The sequence below is a fragment of the Bacillus sp. GS3m_15504 genome, assembly GCF_055825275.1.
Map to the genome: position 1 here is coordinate 1,173,668 of NZ_JBVVNL010000001.1, position 18,080 is coordinate 1,191,747.

Sequence of the window (18,080 nt, forward strand, 5' to 3'; positions counted from 1 at the left end):
CTTTTTATTTTTTAAATTTCTTTTACGAATGTTCGAAGTTTAATTAAATACTTCGATAAAATAATTACTTGATTTTTGCAATCCTGATTCACACTGGCACGGACGAGGAGCCGTAAGGATGAAAGAGAGGTAGGGCTTTCATTGTTTTAGGTATATAAGTTATTATTTTCATAAGAATATTGAACCGCTCTCACTTCTATTGTTAAGGGATTTTCTTATATGTGTATATCCTTTATATAAAAGAGATAAATAAATTGACATTCACATATGGTAAATAAAAAAGGTTTCCTACTCAGGAAACCTTTTTTATTTATAGCATCCCATTTGTTTAATATTCGAATAACCTCTGGTTAAAGCGTATAAATTGACGTTACTATCTAAAAGTAAGTATGATGCGATTGTAGTAAGAATTTTTTTAGGGGGAAGAAACATGACAAGTTCAAACAAGAAATCGGCAAGTATTTATGAAGGAACAAATGTAAACGCTTGGGGGTCTTTTGAAAACGTTGCAGAAACGAAGTTGTTTAATTCAATTCAAATTGGATCTTGGCCTCTTCGTAACCGTATAGCAATGGCACCAATGACAAGATGCTTTGCAGACAATGAAACTGGAGCAGTGGGTGCTGATGTAGTGGAATACTATAGAAAACGTGCAGCTGATGGAGTTGGATTGATTATTACAGAGGGAATCGTCATTAGCCCAAGAGCAAAAGGGAATCCGGGAGTACCGGGGATTTATACACAAGAACAAATTGATTCGTGGAAACCTGTTACAGAGGCAGTACATAAAGAAGGCGGGACAATTATTGCTCAAATATGGCATGTTGGTCGTATGAGTCATCATGAAATAATTGGTGGGCAAATGCCGCAAGCGCCGTCTGCAATCGCTGCAGAGGGAAATGTTCCACGTTTTCGTAAGCCATTCGATACACCAGAAGCAATGACGTTAGAAGAAATACAAGAAGTTATCGGTCAATACGCACAAGCTGCAAAAAATGCGATCGAAGCTGGGTTTGATGGAGTAGAAATTCACGGTGCACACGGATATTTAATTGATCAATTTACTTATGAGTTTGCAAACAAGCGTACAGATAAATATGGTGGCGACTTAAAGCAAAGGTTAACGTTTATGAAAGAAGTAACTGAGGCTGTAATAGAAGCAATTGGAGCTGATAAAACACTTCTTCGTTTCTCTGCTTTTAAAGGTGATAATCCTACTTATATGTGGGAAAACCCTGAACTGGCAATTGAAACATTCGTAAATATGTTTAAAGAAGTTGGATTAACGATGATTCACCCTTCAACGATGAGTTATACGCAAGTGATTGCTGACGGAAAGAATTTTCATCAATTAGTAAGAAAATATTGGGATGGTGCGATTGTTGGGGTTGGTAATTTGAATCCGAAAGAGGCTGAAGAAGCGTTGCAAGAAGGAACAATTGATGTAGCTGCATTCGGAAGACCTTTAATTGCTAATCCGGATTTTGTTCATCGAATTAAAAGTGCTGAAAGTTTAGTTGAATATGACGCGAAAGAGCATCTTGCTACATTGATTTGAATAAAGATAAAAGGAGAACACACGGAGTGTTCTCCTTTTATTATGGGATTTCATAGGGGGAAGCGAGATGAGTGAAACGCTACTCGTTATTATTAGTATATTACTATTATTACTGTTGCTTTTAATCGTCTTTTTTATTATTACATTTTTTATAAAAAAACGGACGCATCATTCTATTTTAAAACTACATCCATACTTAGGAAGAATGCGCTACTTACTGGAAAAGATAGGGCCGGAATTCCGACAATATTGGTTTGATCACGATACAGATGGAAAACCTTTTTCACGTTACGACTTTCAAAGTGTTATGTTTTTAGCGAAGTATCGCTCTGAAATACTTGGTTTTGGATCGAAACGAGATTTTGAAGCATCGGGTTATTATATTGCTAATACGTTGTTTCCGGTATTAACAGAAGAATTAAGTGTGAATGTAACGCCAGAACGTGAAGGGAAAAAGTATGTAATTCATAAAGAAGGATTATTTTCACGAAGAGAAAAATTGACAGCGGATACAACGGATCTTTGGTTATACGAAGAAGACGATGCAATTATCATCGGCGAAAATCGTAAATATCCATGGAAACTGTATGGCATGTTTGGAGCATCAGCAACTTCTTACGGTTCGATTGGTGAAAATTATATTTTAGCGAGTGGGTTTGGAGCGAAAATGGCTGGCGGTTCGTGGATTAATACTGGCGAAGGCGGCGTTATTCCAGAACATTTACATACAGGGGCAAATATCGTTGCACAAATTGGCCCAGGGTTATTTGGATATCGTGATGAGGACGGTAATTTTTCGATGGAGAAATTTATGGGGAAAGCGAAAGAGAGTAATATTAAAGCATTTGAATTGAAATTTGGGCAAGGTGCGAAAATACGTGGTGGTCATTTAGAGGGGCAAAAAGTAAACGAGAAAATTGCTTTTGTTCGGAATGTACGAGAGGGAGAGACAATTAATTCACCGAATCGATTTTCATTTTTAAATAATGCAGCAGAGACACTTTATTTTATTCAACAATTGCAAGAAAACGGCGGAAAACCAGTTGGGATGAAAATTGTGATTGGACAACAGGAGCCGTTGGAAAATTTATTCAAAACGATGAAAGAGTTAAACATCTATCCGGATTTCATTACAATTGATGGTTCAGAAGGTGGATCAGGAGCAACGTATAAATCGATGGCAGATAGCATGGGAATGCCGCTTATTCCAGCATTATTGACGTTTATTGATACAGCAAATCATTATGATATTCGGGATAAATTCAAAGTGTTTGCTGCCGGGAAATTAATTACACCAGATAAAGTGGCAATCGCTTTAGCTATTGGTGCAGATGCTGTAAATTCAGCGCGTGGTTTTATGATGGCAAGCGGCTGTATAATGGCGCTTCAATGTAATTCTGGCCAATGTCCATCTGGTGTGGCCACGACGAATCCGCACTATCAAAAAGCGTTAGATCCGTATGAGAAGAAGTGGCGAGTTATGAATTATATTATTAGTATGAGATATAGTTTGTTTTCGTTAGCAGCGGCGGCGGGAGTGAAGAGCCCGCGTCATTTAAAGAGAGATCATATTGTATTTAAAGATGAGATGGGGCGGGTAGTCCCTCTCTCAGAATTGTTTCCTACTAGTAAATAGTAAGATATGTTTAATAGATTAAAAGTCATACATTTGTATGGCTTATTTTTATTAAAAAATAGGTATTTTATTTTCTGAATATTTTTACTTTAATTTCTTTTGAAAACAGGGTAATCCACTGGGATAAAGGCGTTTATAAAGGTTTTCACATATAGGAAAAAGTGCTTGTTCACTTGAAAGAACAAAAAATGTTTGGTAAGGTAGGGAACCATAAGCGAAAACAAGAAAATAGAAAAAGTCATTTTTCGAAATTTTGAATGGCTTATGTAACTAAGGGAGAGATTTGGTGAAGATTGAGATTATGGTTTCGCTTGCTATTTATATGGCAGGTATGTTGTATATCGGGTATTGGTCTTATAAGAAGACATCCGATTTATCAGATTATATGTTAGGCGGAAGAGGACTCGGTCCAGCAGTTACAGCTTTATCAGCCGGTGCTTCTGACATGAGTGGTTGGATGCTTATGGGATTACCGGGTGCGATGTATGCGACAGGGTTGTCCAGTGTATGGATCGCGATAGGTTTATTAATAGGCGCTTATGCAAACTATTTAATTCTTGCGCCGCGTTTACGAACATATACGGAAGTAGCAAATGATTCAATTACGATTCCAGATTTTTTAGAGAATCGGTTTAAAGATCGTACGAAAATACTTCGTTTTGTCTCCGCTATCGTCATTTTAGTATTTTTCACATTTTATGCGTCAGCTGGTTTAGTTTCAGGTGGACGTTTGTTTGAAAATTCTTTTAACCTTGATTATAAAATAGGTTTATTTGTAACTGTTGGTGTCGTTGTTGCTTATACACTATTCGGTGGTTTTTTAGCAGTAAGTTGGACCGACTTTGTGCAAGGTTGTATTATGTTTATTGCTCTTGTATTAGTTCCAATTGTAGCTTTTACAGATGTAGGTGGTGTAACAGAAACATTCAATACAATTAAGCAAGTTGATGCATCGCATTTAGATATGTTTAAAGGGACTACAATACTTGGTATTATTTCATTTTTAGCATGGGGCCTTGGGTATTTTGGTCAACCACATATTATTGTCCGCTTTATGGCAATTACCTCTATTAAAGATTTAAAAACTTCTCGTAGAATTGGTATCGGTTGGATGACGATTTCAATTATAGGTGCAATGCTTACTGGTCTAGTTGGTATTGCTTATTACGCTAAAAATAATGCGACATTACAAGATCCGGAAATGGTCTTTGTAACATTCTCAAATATTTTATTCCATCCGTACATTACTGGATTTTTATTATCAGCTATTTTGGCTTCGATTATGAGTAGTATTTCCTCGCAATTACTTGTTATTTCAAGTGCTGTAACGGAAGATTTCTATAAAACATTTTTCCGTCGTAAAGCAAGTGATAAAGAACTTGTATTTATCGGTAGGCTGTCAGTATTAGTAGTAGCGATGATTGCAGTTGTTTTAGCGTATCATCCGAGTGATACAATTTTAACGCTTGTTGGATATGCTTGGGCAGGATTTGGATCAGCATTCGGACCAGCAATTTTATTAAGTTTATATTGGAAGAGAACGAACAAATGGGGCGTTCTTGCTGGGATGATTGTCGGTGCATTAGTTGTTATCACTTGGGTACAAATTCCAAGTTTAAAAGCGACTATGTATGAGATGGTACCTGGATTCTTCTGTAGCTTATTAGCTGTTATTATCGTAAGTTTAGTAACGAAAGAACCAGTTAAAGCAATACATCGTGAATTTAATGAGATGGAAGCAGTATTGGAAGAGGAAACAAAATAATTAGTGAAGAGGGTAAACGCTGAATAGCGTTTACCTTCTTTTCATTTTAAATGAAATCCGTAACTTATTGACAAAGAAAAGTAAGTAACTTATAATAAATAATAAGTTCGAGGTAAATAAATATTTGTTATGTTTACAGATTGAACAAATATTTTTTTTGTGAATTATCTCGAATTCGAGATAATTTTGTTAGGTTAGTTATTTGTGTGTAATTTTACAGTTAATATCTCAATCCCGAGATAAATTATAATTAAGGATTTTACTTTATGGTATGGACAAAATGAATAATGAATTTTAATGTAAAAAATTTTTTCATAATGAATTAAAAAAGGAGTGGAGAAAATGGAAAAGAAAACAATGGGAATTCATCACATTACAGCAATCGTAGGACATCCACAAGAAAATGTAGATTTTTATGCTGGTGTATTAGGGTTACGTTTAGTGAAACAAACAGTGAATTTTGATGATCCTGGTACGTACCATCTTTATTTCGGTAATGAAGGAGGAAAGCCTGGAACAATCATTACGTTTTTCCCATGGGCAGGTGCTCGTCAAGGAATTATTGGTGACGGTCAAGTAGGAATCACTTCTTATGTTGTACCAAAAGGGGCAATGAAATTTTGGGAAAATAGATTAGAAAAATTCGATATTTCGTATACAAAAATGACTCGATTTGGAGAACAGTACTTAGAATTTGATGATCCGCATGGTTTGCATATAGAATTAGTAGAAAGAGAAGAAGGCGAATTAAATAATTGGAGCTTTGGGGAAGTTACGCCAGAAGTAGCAATTAAAGGATTTGGTGGTGCTGTTCTTTTATCAGCGCACCCTCAAAAAACTGCTGAATTGTTAGAGCACGTTATGGGTCTTGAGAAAATTGGGGAAGAGGGAGAATTTGTTCGATTCCGTTCTTCTGCTGATATTGGAAATATTATTGATTTGAAATTATCGACAATTGGACGTGGCCAGATGGGTGTTGGTACAGTCCATCATATTGCTTGGAGAGCGAGTGATGATGCTGATCAGTTAGACTGGAAAGAGCACGTGTCCCGTTTTGGATACCACGTAACTCCTGTACAAGACCGAAATTATTTTAACGCAATTTATTTTAGAGAACACGGTGAAATTTTATTTGAAATTGCAACAGACCCTCCTGGTTTCGCTCATGATGAATCGTTAGAGACGATGGGTGAGGAATTAAAGTTACCAGAACAATATGAACAACATAGAAAACAGATTGAACAAACGCTTTTACCATTTGAAGTGAGAAATTTAGATTAAAGTGATTGAAAGGGGAAAAGGATTATGATGAAACATGTTTTTCAAAAAGGAAAAGATACGTCAAAACCAGTGTTGTTATTACTTCATGGTACAGGAGGTAATGAATTAGATTTATTACCACTTGCAGAAATAATGGACCCAGAAGCATCTGTATTAAGTGTTAGGGGAAATGTATTAGAAAATGGCATGCCACGTTTTTTCCGCCGATTGGCAGAAGGCATTTTTGATGAAGAAGATTTGATTTTCCGTACGAAGGAATTAAATGAATTTTTAGATGGAGCTGCAAAAACATATGAATTTGATAGAAATAACATTGTAGCTATCGGTTATTCAAATGGAGCAAACATTGCTGCAAGTTTATTATTCCATTACGATAATGCATTAAAAGGCGCTGTGCTTCATCACCCAATGGTGCCTAGAAGAGGAACACAATTGCCTAATTTAGCAGGAAAATCCGTGTTTATCGCTGCTGGGACAAATGACCCGATTTGTTCATCAGCAGAGTCAGAGGAATTGAAGGTACTATTAGAAAATGCAAACGCTAATGTAACAATGCATTGGGAAAATAGAGGTCATCAATTAACAATGGGTGAAGTAGAAAAAGCAAAAGAATGGTATGAAAATACAGTACTATAAAAGTAAATAAAGAAAGAAGCATTTGCAATCATTAGCAGATGCTTCTTTTTTATTTAAGACTGAATTGTAAGATGTGATGAAGAAAGTGGTAATTGAATGTCAACGATCGTACCTTTATTTAATTCGCTTGAAATGTGTAATTTACCATGGTGTTCTTCAATTATTTTGTAACACATCATTAGCCCTAGTCCAGTTCCCTTTTCTTTTAAACTATAAAATGGTTCGCCTAGACGAGAGATACGATCTTCTGGGATACCGCAACCTTCATCGATAATCCGTATTAAAATAAAGGTATCTTCTAATGGTTTTGTTTGGATGAAAATATTTCCGCCATTTGGCATCGCTTCAATCGCATTTTTTAATATATTTATAAAAACCTGTTTTAATTGGTTACCGTCACATTGAATATCATGTGCGTAATCAAAATGATCCATAATGATGTGAACACTGTGCATAATAGCAGTTGGTAAAATAAATGTAACTACCTCTTCAATCAAAGTTTGTATGTTACAAGTTTTGATTGATAATACTTGTGGCTTAGACATCGCCATAAATTGACTTGTAATAGATTCCATCTGTGAAATTTCACTTAACATAACATCGATATACCATTTATGCTCCTCATTTATTTCAGGGAGTAGCAATGTTAGAAAACCTTTTAGAGAAGTGAGTGGATTTCGAATTTCATGGGCAATTCCAGCTGTCAGTTGTCCGACTACTGCGAGTTTTTCTGATTTTCGTAATAACTTTTCTGTTTCTTTTAACTCAGTAACGTCTCTTCCCATTACGATAAGACCTTTACGGGAGCCATCAGGATGATAGAGAGGAACTTTCGACATACTTAAGATTAGGTCGAAATCATCTCTATGAATAATAAATTCTTCACCATGAAGAATTTGTCTTTGTTGCCATGCTAGTTCATCGACTTCTTCGCAATGTAAAAAAGCTTCTCGGTACGCTTCATTATATTGAATGAGTTCACTATCTTTTTTCCCACGGTAAGGTACATGATGGAAATTGAAACAAGAAAGTGCGTAGTCATTTGCCTCAAGCCAGCGTCCTTCATGATCTTTAAATATAACAAACGCAGGCATAGAGTTCACTAATGTACGTAATCTCTTCTCACTTTCTTTTAGCATATTCTCAATTCTTTCTGATTTTTCAAGCGGCTTCATAATGGCATATACGCCAGTAAGACGATTTTGGACAAAAATAGGAACTAGTTTTGTCACGACGTCTAATAAGAATCCATTTTTATGACAAATAGATAAAATATACTCTTGTTGATTATCCGTTTCAGTATTCTTTATATTTTGTAATACTTGCTCAGAAATATGGGCTTCTAAAATAGAGGTAATATTTTTCTGTTCTAATTCTAAAGAAGTGTAACCTAATATTCTTTCGGCAGAAGGATTTATATGTAGAATAACTCCTTCTAAATTTAATGAAATAATACTATCAGGATTGTGTTCGAACAGGGATGCGTACATTTCTGTTAATGAACGATCTTGTATATGGTTTCGCAAACGTCTAGAAATGCTCGGATGACGTTTTTTTTGAGTTGATGAATATTTTTTACGACTCATAATAGTTCCTCCGTACAAATAGCATCTAAAAAGATTTGTCTATTCATAACTATAATATAGATGTAACGTGTATTTCTATAAAAAATGGAAGTTATATAATAAATTTTGTTTTCTTTATTTTTTGCAAAGTGAGTGCCAGGTGGTAATAAGGGGAGCTTATATTGTTTTATAAACCCTTTGTAAGTTACAAAAGTGGGTTTTTTGTATAACATTAGGGTAGAAGAGGGGGAGAGAAAATGAGAAATTATATTCAAGGGATCGATCATGTACAAGTAGCTGCACCTGTAGGGTGTGAAGAAGAAGCACGAGCGTTTTATGGTGAAACAATAGGTATGGAGGAAATCTCGAAGCCAGAGGAATTAAAGAAGCGTGGTGGATGTTGGTTTAAGTGTGGAAATCAAGAGATTCATATTGGAGTTGAGCAAAACTTCAATCCAGCTAAAAAGGCGCATCCGGCTTTTTATGTTTTAAAAATTGATGAATTTAAACAAGAATTAATAAAGCAAGGTATTGAAGTAATAGATGACCATGCACGTCCAGATGTAATTAGATTTTACGTATCAGATCCGTTCGGAAATCGAATTGAATTTATGGAAAATAAAAACTAGGTGGAAATTCACCTAGTTTTTTAACCTTTTCTAAACAATCCTAATACTTCAACCGTTTCGGTAATGTTAACGAATGCATGAGGGTCAATTTCAGAAATTGTTAATTTCATGCTTGCTAATTCTTCACGAGAAACGACTGTCATAAGTACACGTTTCTTTTCGCTAGAATAAGCACCTTCGCCATCAAGTAATGTAATTCCACGTACAACAGTTGAAAGAAGTTGTTTTTTCATTTTTTCTGCTTCATTTGTTACAATCATAAGTGTAACTTTTCGATGTTTCGTATGAATAGCATCGATAACTTTACCAGTTACATAAATGGAAAGTAAGCTTGTAAGAGCAACATCCCAAGTGAAGAAGAATCCTGCAATTATTACAACGACCGCATTTAAAATAATAAGGAATCCGCCAAGTTTAATGTCTCGCTTGCGGGATAAAAGCATACCGATAATATCGAAACCACCAGTTGATCCATTACAGTTAAAAACAAGACCGATACCGGCTCCGGCAATGACACCACCAAAGATAGATGATAAAAGTGGATCTGTTGCGACGACTTTCACTGGAACGTAGTATAATGCAACAGATAATACAATAACAGAGACAATCGTGTTAAAAATGACTTTTTTTCCAAGACCTATGTATCCTAAAATAAGGATAGGTAAGTTTAATACAAAGTTAATAATACCTGTGTTTACAGGAGTTACAATCCCTAAAATAATAGCAATTCCGCCAATTCCACTACTTAAAATTTTGTGGGGGATAAGGAAAAGATTAAAGGCAATCGCAATAATAATAGAACCAATAATAACACCAAGAAATCTGACCATCTCTTTCCCGTCCTTCACTAAAAAATTCATATTATTTCAAGATTATATATGATATTGAAAGTTTTGGGTAAAAACAGTTTATTTCGGAAAATTAGATTAATCAAAAGAATTTGAGTATTTTATCATTTGAAAGGGGATACAGTTGTGAAGGTAAAAACATATCAACAGAAAAGCCCGTTGAAGCAAGAATGTGAGGATTCTTATTTTTGTAATGAGGAAAATAAGATTTATGGTGTATGTGATGGTGCAACACCGCTCGTCCCGTTTCGTGATGAAAAGGGACATAATGGAGCATATATCGCTTCACATTTATTTGCAAGTTATTTTGCTTCTTTACGTGAAAATCATAGTTTACAAGTTGCTGTTGCGAAAGCAAACGAAGCATTGCAAAGTAAAATGTTAGCATATAAAGTAGATACGAGAAAAAAAGAACATTTGTGGTGCACATGTATTGCGGCAGTTCAAATAAATGGTGAGAAAATTGAATACGCACAGTTAGGGGACTGTATGATTGTCGCAATACTTCAAAATGGAACAATGCAAGTATTAACGAAAGACACGGTTGAAGGAATTAGTAAACGAGCAAAAAAGAAGAGAGAAGAAGATCGTAAAAAAGGGTTATTTGTACCAGAAGAATATGTTTTTCAAGATGTGCGAGAACAGTTAAAATATAATCGTTATCTTGCAAATATGCAGGGTGGGTATTCCGTTGCAAATGGAATGAAAGAAGCGATACACTATTTACAACATGGTGAATTACATATAGATGAAGTGAGCGGAATTTTTATTTGTTCAGATGGATTATTCCACCCAGATTGGCCACTCGAACAAACTGTTGCATATATAAGAAAGAATAGTATAAGTGAATATGTAGCAATTATCGAAGAGTTAGAAGGGGAAAAGAGAATAAGACCAGATGATAAGACAATTATAATGATTGATTTTTAAGGGGAGGCAATTCATATGGAAATTAAATGTGTAAATTTAGCATTTCAAGACGAATTAGTTCCTTTAGAAAAAGTAAATAAACTGATTATCCACCATACATCTGAAGATGGATGGGATGTGTATCAAACACATGAATTTCATCAAAAAGTAAGAGGGTGGAGCGGGATTGGTTACAATTATTTTATTGAAGAAGATGGAACTGTAGTCGAAGGGCGAGGTTTACATATTGGAGCACATGCGAAAGAATATAATAGAGATACAATTGGAATATGTATGACGGGTAATTTTGATAAATATGATCCAACTCCCCCGCAAATGAATGCAGTATATTCTTTATGTAAAATGTTTATGAAGCAGTTTTCTATAGAGAAAGGAAATGTACTTGGTCATAGGGAGCTAGAAGGTGTTACAAAAACTTGTCCTGGCAATCGTTTTTCTATGGTAGAGTTAAGAAACTTACTATCTTAAATATAGAGGAGTAATAAATGATGATGAATATAAAAATACCAAATGATAAAAAAGAAGAGCTTGTAGCACAAATTCAGCAATTTTTCGTTGAAGAAGATTTAGATGAAATTGGGCGTTTTCAAGCAGAACGTTTAATAGAAGAAATGATTAAATTAGTAGGACCTTTTGCATACAATCAAGCAATTGGAGATGCTAGAAAGCTTGTAACCGAGAAACTATCTAATATTGAAGAAGATTTGTATGTGTTAGAAAAAAGTGAAGGGAAGTAAACTTCCGTCAATTATAAAATAAGTGTTATGTCACCGCCTTTTCCGATGTTTTATTTGAAAAAGGCCGTGACATTTTTTTATTGTCATCAGGAAAATAATAGAACTTATTTCCCTATCTCGTACTCCATTCTTTTACCATTTCATCATGATATGCTTCTGTCCAATGATATGGTTGCAACTCTTTTAAAGGTTTAAAAATAATATCTTGTTTAGCATTTGTAATCGCACACTGTACTTCTGGTCCCCAATAAAATAAACGTTCTTGGCATACACCACAAGGCGAGAGTACCTTTAATTCAGAATGCTCATTTTCTCTTGCAAGACAAATAGAATGTGTAACTTTCTTTTGAAATTTATGAGCTTCTAAAATTGCACCTGTTTCCATACAAAGTTCTGTTGAAGCATTTATTACGTCCGGAGCAACACTTGTATAAATTGTTCCATCTTCTACACGAATCGCTGCGGCCCCACCCCAATCGTTTGGATATCTTTGTTCAATTAACTGTTTCACCACATCATATAATTGTTGCTCAATATTCAATTTTTTTCCTCATTTCTGTCCAAATTCAGGTTTGTTATTTCGAAATATTCTTTCTTTTATCATAATAACATAAACAAAAAAATGGAATGAACATTTAATTTCAAACCATCTTTTTGCCAAAAGGAACGTTTTTTTATAAAAAGATTGAGATTAAAAATATATTATCTTAATTTTATCTTTTTTTAATAATTTGTTTATGGGCAATTTATAGTTGTTATTTATAATTCCTATATATAGCAGCTATGGATACTACGAAAAAAACTTTGGAGGTGTAACACTTTGTATCCAATTAGCTGTAATGAAAATTTAAAACATGAATTGCTCACATAGAGTCTTCTTTTGGAAGAAAAGTGGTGTAATTATTTGTTAAATGAAGGAAGGGATTGGAAAACTATGAATAAAACAATTTTAAAAACATGTATCATATCAGCAGTTCTAGGTGGAGTTCTATTAACTGAAAAAAATGGAGAAGTAAAAGCAGAAGAGATTACACCACAAACGAATCATACTGGTGTATTTAAAGATGTTCCAAAGGGGCACTGGGCATATGAGGCGATTCAGCAATTAACAGATGAGAAAATCGTTTTCGGATATGATGATGGGAGATTTGGTTTTGGAGATAATGTGACACGCGAACAAGTTGCAGCTTTACTGTATCGTTATTTTAATTTGGCAGAAGAGAAAAATTATGAGAATCCATATGGGGACGTAAGTGAAGAGTCGACAAGCTATATAAAGGAAATCTTGTCTTTAACAGAAATGGGCGTTTTTAAGGGTGACGAGCACGGGAACTTTAGACCGAAGGCATCCTTAACACGTGCAGAAATGGCACAAGTTCTTACAAATGCTTTTCATTTAAAGGCAAAGAGTAATCATACTTTTAATGACGTTTCAACGAACTCATGGGCAAGCAATGCCATTAGTGCTGTTCAAACAAATAATATTGCAAAAGGAGTAGGCGGAGGGAATTTTGCTCCAAATATGGATGTGACGCGTGAACAGTATGCACAATTTTTATACAATGCAATACAAGAAACTGAGAAAACTCAAGAAACGAAAGGGCAACTATTAGCTAGCATACTTGGTGAAACAAATTGGCAAGGGACAAAAGTCTATGACAAAGATCATAATGATGTAACGAAAGAAAATCAGAATTTCATCGGGCTTGCAAAGTATGATGCTAAAACGGCAAGGTATGAATTTTTTAATGCAAGTACAGGAGAGAGTCGTAATGATAGCGGTACCTTTTTTATAACTAATGATGGAAAGAAAAGAGTACTAATTTCTGAGACGCAAAATTACCAAGCAGTTGTTGAATTAACGCAATTAGATAAAGAGAAATTTACATATAAAAGAATGGGGAAAGATGCAAAAGGGAACGATGTAGAAGTATTTGTTGAACATATTCCTTATCAAGAAAAAGAGCTATCTTTCACGCGACCTGATAAAAATTTAGAGAGCTCGACGGGTAAAATAGTTACGGATGTTGATGGAGATAAAATATTATCTAGTACACTATGGAATGGAACGGTGGTATTAGATGAACAAGGTAATAATGTAACAAAATACAATTCAAACTTAATCAGTCTAGCAAAATATGATAAAAATACAAATAAATATGAGTTTTTTAATGTGAATACAGGAGAAAGTCGTGGAGACTATGGTTTCTTTGATGTTGTACATGATAATAAAATAAGAGCCCACGTTTCGTTAGGAAATAATAAATACGGTGCAGTTCTTGAACTTACAGAATTAAATAAAGAGAAATTTACGTATACAAGAATGGGGAAAGATGCGAATGGAAAAGATATAAAAATCTTTGTTGAGCATGAACCGTATACAGGTGACCTAAAACCAAATTTCACAAAGTAAGCCTTTACTGTATGTAGCAAAGGCATTATGTTAGAAAAGGTTAGTAAGGAAAGATCAGAGTGATTATATAATTAAAATAGTTGTTTATAGACAAATAGATGCCTTGAGGCATCTATTTGTCGTTTTAAAATGATTTTATGGGGCAAATTCTCTTTTTTCAGACCTAGTCACTTACTACTTGCACAACCATACATTTTCGTTCTTTTATTTATTCTCTTTATGTTCTTTATATTCATGAACTTTTTCTTTTACATTACCGACAGTATCTTTAGCAGTGCCTTTTACTTTATCCCATTTTCCTTCAGCTTGTAATTTTTTATTGTCAGTTACTTTCCCGACAACTTCTTTTACTTCACCTTTTACTTTATCAATTGTACCTTCTACTTTTTCTTTTAAACCATGATCATGTTTAGTCATACATTTCTCCTCCTTGTAGTTTGATTAGAATTTTCTTTTCATATTGCAAGTTGAATGATGTATCTAATAATAGCGTAACAAATCTAGTTTGAATATTCAAATGATTAATAGGGTAGAAAATAAATTGCAATAAAATGTATAAAAGTGTAATGAAAAGAGAAAGAATGTTAATTATATGTTTTTTGCAGTCCATATTGATTTCGTATAAGCAATTTTCATATGGGCACGTTCCATATTATTTTGGCTGCCGCTACCGAACCTTGCTTGTCCAACTATTAAATGACAATTGGATTCAATAGCTGTCTCAATTCGTTTTTGAATTAATGCAGTATGACAGCCTTTACGCTGAAATTCTGGTAAAGTAGCAGAAGCGGCTAATGAGGCAACACCGTTATTTATAAAGAGAACTCCTATACTAGCAGGAGTATTTTGAACTTCAGCTATGAAAAAATGCCATCCTGGTTTATTGTAAAGAATTTTGTTATTTTGGCGCACGCCATCTTTTGTAAAGGATGGCATGTTAAAACCACGTACATATATATCTGCAAAAATATCAAACTCATTTTCTTTTAGCTTGCGTACTGAAATGTTAGAAGGAAGAAGAGATGGATCTTCTTTCGGTTTACTATATAAAGCGGTATGGAAGCTAGATTGGTAAAATCCTTTTTGAGATAAGTATTGAAATAGTTCAGCTGTACCTTGCGCTGGTGTAATTTCAAAACGGCAAGGAATTTGTAGTGATTGATAATAAGAGAGAATCGCATCTATCTCATCTGTATTTGTAAAGGTAACGCCTTTTACTGTATTAAAAGCAGGACCAGCAATTATTTTTGATGAATAGGCAGTGGCACTCCCGAACTTTTTCATTTGTACTTGCATTGGATTTCCACTTATTGCTTGTAGTAGCGCTAATCTAGAAGAAAGCATATGTATTTCTGCGTTTTCAATTTCATTTGCTGTATTAAGTGTCACAATAGTACTCATAAAATTCCCCCGTCATTAAATATATTTCATAGTACATATACGCTTTATGTTCTAAGATTCCTGTTGAAATGTAAGAGAATTAGAAGTTTTTTGGAAGGGAAATGGAAGTGGATTGTCGAAGGGAGTAGAAACAGATTAAAGGTGGTGCTCTCATGAAACAGAAAAATGTGCAGACATGCTCTAATTGTGGTTCTCATAACATAGGAGAAGGTGAGTTTGTCGGTTATGCACAAATACGGAAAAAGGAGACGATGTTCACATCTTCACCAGTAGATGCCTATATTTGTACAAATTGCGGGAATGTCCTTTTATTAAAAGTACGACACTATGAAAAGTTTAAGCAGAAGCCGTTATGATTATTGAAAAGTGTTTTTATTAAGGAAGTTAATAGGAGTAATATTTTACATATATATGAATATGCCTTATATAAAGAGATGACAACATATACTGTGTGGGATGCTTATTAATCGTTGCACAACGTACAAAAATGTATAGAAGAAATTGTGAATGAGTATGAGAAAGAAAAATTAGCCCTTCTTGGAATATTTCATATCGAAAACTCCTTTAAATAAATAAGGGAGTTTTTGTTTTTTTATAACAATAATTACCTTTAATTGTTACAATTGGAGGCGCATGCGGGGGACTTGTTACTTATTTTGGATTACAAAGTGTAATTGGCTATCTAATAGAACAATTTCCAATATCAAATTTAAATTCATCTTTATATGTTTCCATTCTATATACGATATTTGGCGTTACCATATATATCTTTTCTTTTGTTATTTCATTATTTATATATCGTAAGAAGGAATTTTAGTAGATCTTCTCTTAGTATTTTCTGAATTATTTCCAAAGAAATAATTCAGAAAATACAGAAAAATGTCGTAATTATTTGTAGAAGTCTGTTATAATAAACGAAAAATGAAAACGTTTTAAAGGGGGATATAACCAATATGATGATGAATGTACCGCTAACAATTAGTTCTATGATGGAAAGAGCAGAAAAACTGTTTTCGAAGAAAGAAATTGTTTCACGGACACATGACACAGTTACGACATTAACGTATAAGCAGTTAGGTGAAAGAACGAGAAGGCTTTCCAGTGCGTTAAAAAAATTAGGAATTAAAGAAGGCGAGCGTATAGGAACGTTAGCGTGGAATCATCATCGACATGTGGAAGCGTATTTTGCTATTCCTGGTATTGCTTCCGTTTTGCACACAATTAATATTCGTTTATCTCCTCAACATATTTCATACATTATTCAGCATGCAGAAGATCGAATTCTACTTATTGATGAAGATCTCGTACCACTCATTGAAAATATTCAATCACAATTATCAACTGTACAAGCTTACATTATTATGACTGATAAAGATGAAATTCCAAATACTACGCTAGAACCTATATATCATTATGAAAAACTATTAGAAGAAGGCGATCCAAATTTCCAATTCGTAAAAGATATTGATGAAAATACACCTGCTGGTATGTGTTATACGTCAGCGACTACAGGAAATCCAAAAGGTGTTGTATATACGCATCGTAGTACTGTACTGCATTGTATGGCACTCGGTTTAGCAGATACAGCTGCTTTATCGGAAAGTGATGCGGCAATGGCTATTGTACCGATGTTCCATGTGAATGCTTGGGGACTACCTTTCGCAGCTACTTGGTTTGGATCAAAACAAGTGCTTCCAGGACCGATGTTTACGCCGAAAATTTTATTAGAAATGATTCAAGCTGAAAAAGTGACGTTAGCTGCTGGTGTGCCGACAATTTGGCTTGGTGTATTACAAGAGTTAGAAAATAATAGTTACGATTTATCTAGTATGACGAGAATACTATGCGGTGGTGCAGCTGCACCGAAGAGTGTTATTAAAGCATTTGAACAGAAACATAATGTTCCGTTCATCCATGCATATGGTATGACCGAAACAAGCCCACTCGTAACACTTGCACGTTTAAAAAGTTATGAAACAGAATTATCGTATGAAGAGCAATTAGAAATTCGATCAAAACAAGGGTATCTTGTTCCTGGTGTAGAGATGAAAGTAGTCGGTACAAATGGTGAAGTGAAGTGGGATAGTACGGAGATGGGAGAACTATGTTTACGAGCGCCATGGATCGCTGAAAGCTATTATAACGATGATCGTACTGTTGAAGGCTTTCGCGATGGATGGTTATATACAGGAGATGTTGTCACAGTCGATGAGGAAGGTTGCGTAAAAATTGTCGACCGCACGAAAGATGTGATTAAAAGCGGAGGCGAGTGGATTTCCTCTGTTGACCTTGAAAATGCGTTAATGGCACATGATGCTATATTTGAAGCGGCTGTCGTTGCCGTTCCTCATCCGCAGTGGCAAGAGCGACCAGTTGCGTGTGTCGTTCAAAAGAAAAATAGTACAGTAACAAAAGAAGAGATATATGAGTTTTTAAAACCACAGTTTGCAAAGTGGTGGTTACCAGACGATATTGTATTTATGGAAGAAATACCGAAAACATCTGTTGGGAAGTTTTTAAAGCAGGCGCTTCGGAAAGAACTCGAGCATTTGCATAAAGAAAAATAATTGAATTTATATTTGTAAACTAATAAAGAAAACGAGTTGACAAAAGCTAAATAGAAAGATAATATATCTCCTATAATATGTTACCTAAAAACCATTTTAAGTTTACAAATAGGA

At 34.6% G+C, this 18,080-nt stretch carries 17 protein-coding genes and 2 pseudogenes; 14 read left to right on the forward strand and 5 right to left on the reverse strand.

Annotated elements, in window-relative coordinates; genetic code table 11:
• Positions 1 to 430 precede the first annotated feature (430 nt).
• The 5 genes from AC0L0O_RS06300 to AC0L0O_RS06320 all read left to right on the forward strand — a co-directional run bounded on the left by AC0L0O_RS06300 (position 431) and on the right by AC0L0O_RS06320 (position 6,876).
• Positions 431 to 1,558, forward strand: coding sequence for an alkene reductase (locus AC0L0O_RS06300; protein ID WP_000204387.1), 1,128 nt, complete (start codon positions 431 to 433; stop codon positions 1,556 to 1,558).
• Positions 1,559 to 1,625: 67 nt separating this feature from the next.
• The gene (locus AC0L0O_RS06305; protein WP_000005182.1) at positions 1,626 to 3,194 is read left to right on the forward strand and encodes an FMN-binding glutamate synthase family protein; all 1,569 of its coding nucleotides are present in this window, start codon (positions 1,626 to 1,628) and stop codon (positions 3,192 to 3,194) included.
• A gap of 286 nt (positions 3,195 to 3,480) precedes the next feature.
• Positions 3,481 to 4,959, forward strand: coding sequence for a sodium/proline symporter PutP (putP, locus tag AC0L0O_RS06310; protein ID WP_000687603.1), 1,479 nt, complete (start codon positions 3,481 to 3,483; stop codon positions 4,957 to 4,959).
• 342 nt (positions 4,960 to 5,301) lie between these two features.
• A complete protein-coding gene (locus tag AC0L0O_RS06315) occupies positions 5,302 to 6,240 on the forward strand; it encodes a ring-cleaving dioxygenase (RefSeq protein WP_000412735.1) in 939 nt (312 codons plus the stop codon).
• 24 nt (positions 6,241 to 6,264) lie between these two features.
• A complete protein-coding gene (locus AC0L0O_RS06320; RefSeq protein WP_000975478.1) occupies positions 6,265 to 6,876 on the forward strand; it encodes an alpha/beta hydrolase in 612 nt (203 codons plus the stop codon).
• Positions 6,877 to 6,929: 53 nt separating this feature from the next.
• Here AC0L0O_RS06320 and AC0L0O_RS06325 read toward each other — a convergent pair whose 3' ends face one another.
• Positions 6,930 to 8,462 (reverse strand): BA3702 family sensor histidine kinase, encoded by a 1,533-nt coding sequence (locus AC0L0O_RS06325; protein WP_000087683.1) that lies wholly within the window; start codon positions 8,460 to 8,462, stop codon positions 6,930 to 6,932.
• A gap of 236 nt (positions 8,463 to 8,698) precedes the next feature.
• Between AC0L0O_RS06325 and AC0L0O_RS06330 the strand changes: the two genes are divergently transcribed.
• Positions 8,699 to 9,070 carry a VOC family protein gene (locus tag AC0L0O_RS06330; protein ID WP_473785671.1) on the forward strand — a complete coding sequence of 124 codons (372 nt, stop codon included), beginning with the start codon at positions 8,699 to 8,701 and terminating at the stop codon, positions 9,068 to 9,070.
• A gap of 20 nt (positions 9,071 to 9,090) precedes the next feature.
• Here AC0L0O_RS06330 and AC0L0O_RS06335 read toward each other — a convergent pair whose 3' ends face one another.
• Entirely contained in the window at positions 9,091 to 9,900 is an 810-nt protein-coding gene (locus AC0L0O_RS06335; protein WP_000251336.1) for a YitT family protein, read from the reverse strand.
• A 126-nt stretch (positions 9,901 to 10,026) separates the two neighbouring features.
• On the opposite strand from AC0L0O_RS06335, the gene AC0L0O_RS06340 reads away from it, so the two are divergent.
• From AC0L0O_RS06340 to AC0L0O_RS06350, 3 genes are read left to right on the forward strand one after another with little or no spacing between them, the layout of a single operon-like run.
• Positions 10,027 to 10,848, forward strand: a complete 822-nt coding sequence (locus AC0L0O_RS06340) for a protein phosphatase 2C domain-containing protein (protein WP_473785672.1) — start codon at positions 10,027 to 10,029, stop codon at positions 10,846 to 10,848.
• 15 nt (positions 10,849 to 10,863) lie between these two features.
• Positions 10,864 to 11,316 carry a peptidoglycan recognition protein family protein gene (locus AC0L0O_RS06345; RefSeq protein WP_000402953.1) on the forward strand — a complete coding sequence of 151 codons (453 nt, stop codon included), beginning with the start codon at positions 10,864 to 10,866 and terminating at the stop codon, positions 11,314 to 11,316.
• A 17-nt stretch (positions 11,317 to 11,333) separates the two neighbouring features.
• Complete coding sequence (locus AC0L0O_RS06350) at positions 11,334 to 11,585, forward strand: DUF2164 domain-containing protein (RefSeq protein WP_001983516.1); 252 nt, start codon at positions 11,334 to 11,336, stop codon at positions 11,583 to 11,585.
• A 112-nt stretch (positions 11,586 to 11,697) separates the two neighbouring features.
• Here the strand turns inward: AC0L0O_RS06350 and AC0L0O_RS06355 are convergent, their stop codons facing one another.
• Positions 11,698 to 12,126, reverse strand: coding sequence for a cytidine deaminase (locus AC0L0O_RS06355; RefSeq protein ID WP_001019670.1), 429 nt, complete (start codon positions 12,124 to 12,126; stop codon positions 11,698 to 11,700).
• 393 nt (positions 12,127 to 12,519) lie between these two features.
• Between AC0L0O_RS06355 and AC0L0O_RS06360 the strand changes: the two genes are divergently transcribed.
• Positions 12,520 to 13,998, forward strand: coding sequence for a DUF4822 domain-containing protein (locus tag AC0L0O_RS06360; protein WP_001044082.1), 1,479 nt, complete (start codon positions 12,520 to 12,522; stop codon positions 13,996 to 13,998).
• Between the two features lie 204 nt (positions 13,999 to 14,202).
• Here the strand turns inward: AC0L0O_RS06360 and AC0L0O_RS06365 are convergent, their stop codons facing one another.
• Together AC0L0O_RS06365 and AC0L0O_RS06370 are read right to left on the reverse strand one after the other, a co-directional pair.
• Complete coding sequence (locus AC0L0O_RS06365; protein ID WP_000160420.1) at positions 14,203 to 14,415, reverse strand: CsbD family protein; 213 nt, start codon at positions 14,413 to 14,415, stop codon at positions 14,203 to 14,205.
• Positions 14,416 to 14,586: 171 nt separating this feature from the next.
• Positions 14,587 to 15,399, reverse strand: a complete 813-nt coding sequence (locus AC0L0O_RS06370) for a GNAT family N-acetyltransferase (RefSeq protein ID WP_000104596.1) — start codon at positions 15,397 to 15,399, stop codon at positions 14,587 to 14,589.
• Between the two features lie 152 nt (positions 15,400 to 15,551).
• Between AC0L0O_RS06370 and AC0L0O_RS06375 the strand changes: the two genes are divergently transcribed.
• The 4 genes and pseudogenes from AC0L0O_RS06375 (at position 15,552) to AC0L0O_RS06390 (ending at position 17,966) form a co-directional block, all read left to right on the forward strand.
• Entirely contained in the window at positions 15,552 to 15,755 is a 204-nt protein-coding gene (locus tag AC0L0O_RS06375) for a hypothetical protein (RefSeq protein ID WP_000810863.1), read from the forward strand.
• A gap of 3 nt (positions 15,756 to 15,758) precedes the next feature.
• Positions 15,759 to 15,944 (forward strand): annotated as a pseudogene (locus AC0L0O_RS06380) (GNAT family N-acetyltransferase); the annotation flags it as partial.
• 71 nt (positions 15,945 to 16,015) lie between these two features.
• A pseudogene (locus AC0L0O_RS06385) lies at positions 16,016 to 16,216 on the forward strand (ABC-2 transporter permease); the annotation flags it as partial.
• Positions 16,217 to 16,352: 136 nt separating this feature from the next.
• On the forward strand, positions 16,353 to 17,966 hold the full coding sequence (locus AC0L0O_RS06390; RefSeq protein WP_000980181.1) for a long-chain fatty acid--CoA ligase: 1,614 nt from the start codon (positions 16,353 to 16,355) through the stop codon (positions 17,964 to 17,966).
• Positions 17,967 to 18,080 lie beyond the last annotated feature (114 nt).